The 1,425-nt window shown below is 65.5% G+C and carries 1 protein-coding gene; it reads right to left on the reverse strand.

The genetic code is table 11. The features are described 5' to 3' along the window. Positions 1-1,283, reverse strand: a 1,283-nt coding sequence (locus tag ACFV15_RS48165) for an IS701 family transposase (RefSeq protein WP_378360246.1), incomplete at its 3' end; no start/stop codon positions are given. Positions 1,284-1,425 lie beyond the last annotated feature (142 nt).

Consider the following 1,425-nt stretch of genomic DNA (forward strand, 5'->3'; position numbering starts at 1 on the left):
TAGTACTCCAGCTGTAGTTCGTGATCGGGTGTTGGTTGTTGGTGTCGTCGCTGGTAGTGGCATTGGCGGGCGCGGTGTTGGTGGTGTCGGCGCCAGGTTGACCAGCCGATGATGTCGATGATGGCGCGGGCTGGTTCGAGGATGAGTTTGTTGTAGAGGTGCCTGATCTCGTTGCGTGTCAACGGGATCAGGCCCACTGCTGGCGCTGTGTCGCGGGCGTGGGCAGCGGCGGTGGCGAGGAAGGCGTGGGCGAGCATCACCAGAGTGGTCCAGCGATACCAGGAGGTCCAGGTGCGGACCTGGTGCTGGTCCAGGCCGGTGAGTTCTTTGCCGGTCTGGAAGGTTTCCTCGATGGTCCAGCGTCGTCCGGCGACCCGCGCGAGCTCGGCCAACGCGACCCGGCGGGGGCTGTAGCAGCGGTAGAACGCGGTCTCGCCGGTGCGCCGGTTGCGGCGCATCAACACCCAGTGATAGCCCGTTTTCCCGGCCGGACGCAGCCGAATCCGGGCCCAGTCATAGAACCGCTGGCCTTTCGCGCCGACTCCGGCGGACAGCTTCTGCCACGCCCGTTTCCGCAGCCCCGCAGCGGCCTCATCGGCGCGGACGTTGCCCTCGGCGGTCGGAACGCGGTAGTCACACGCCACCGCCAGCACATAAGCCTGGCCCCGTTCCTCCAACGGATCACGCAGCCCGGCGGCGTCTTTGCCATAGACCTCATCCCCGGTCACCCAGGACGCCACGACACCCGAGTCGAGCGTCCGAAAGACCATTTTTCGTGCTTGGCGGGACTTCGTCGAAAACGTGATCGCGTCCGGGACCCCGGCCTTCTTCCGTCGATCCTGGTCATCGGCCCAGCTCTCGGGCAGGTAGAGCTCCCGGTCGATCAAGGTGTGCCCGCGTGAGGTCGAGTACGTCAGGAACACCGACACCTGCGAGTTCTCGATCCGACCGGCGGTGCCGGTGTATTGCCGCTGCACCCCGACAGTGCGGACGCCTTTCTTCACGTCCCCGGTCTCGTCCAGGACCAGCACCACGTCGGTGTCACCGAGGTGCTCGACCACGAAATCCCGCAGATCGTCACGAACCCCGTCCGCGTCCCATGTCGCCCGCGACAGCAGGTGCTGCATCCCGTCCGGAGTCCGGTCACCGACCTGCTCGGCGATGGTCCAGCAGTTCACCCGAGGCAGCTCGGTCAGCAGCCCGTGCACGAACCGGGCGGCACGCCGACGGGACTCCACGCGATGAAACCGGCCCGCCACCCGGGCTAGCACCTCACCCAGCAGCGATCGCCACCGACCAAGGTCTAGGCTGGTAGCCGCGGCCACCACGCGATCTTGTTTTGTCTTCACAAACACTCATGATCACCGTGGTGGCCGCACCTATTTCACCGACACGCCAGCCACATTACGAACTACAGCTGGAGTA

The sequence above is a fragment of the Amycolatopsis sp. NPDC059657 genome (assembly GCF_042734395.1).
Taxonomy (GTDB): domain Bacteria; phylum Actinomycetota; class Actinomycetes; order Mycobacteriales; family Pseudonocardiaceae; genus Amycolatopsis.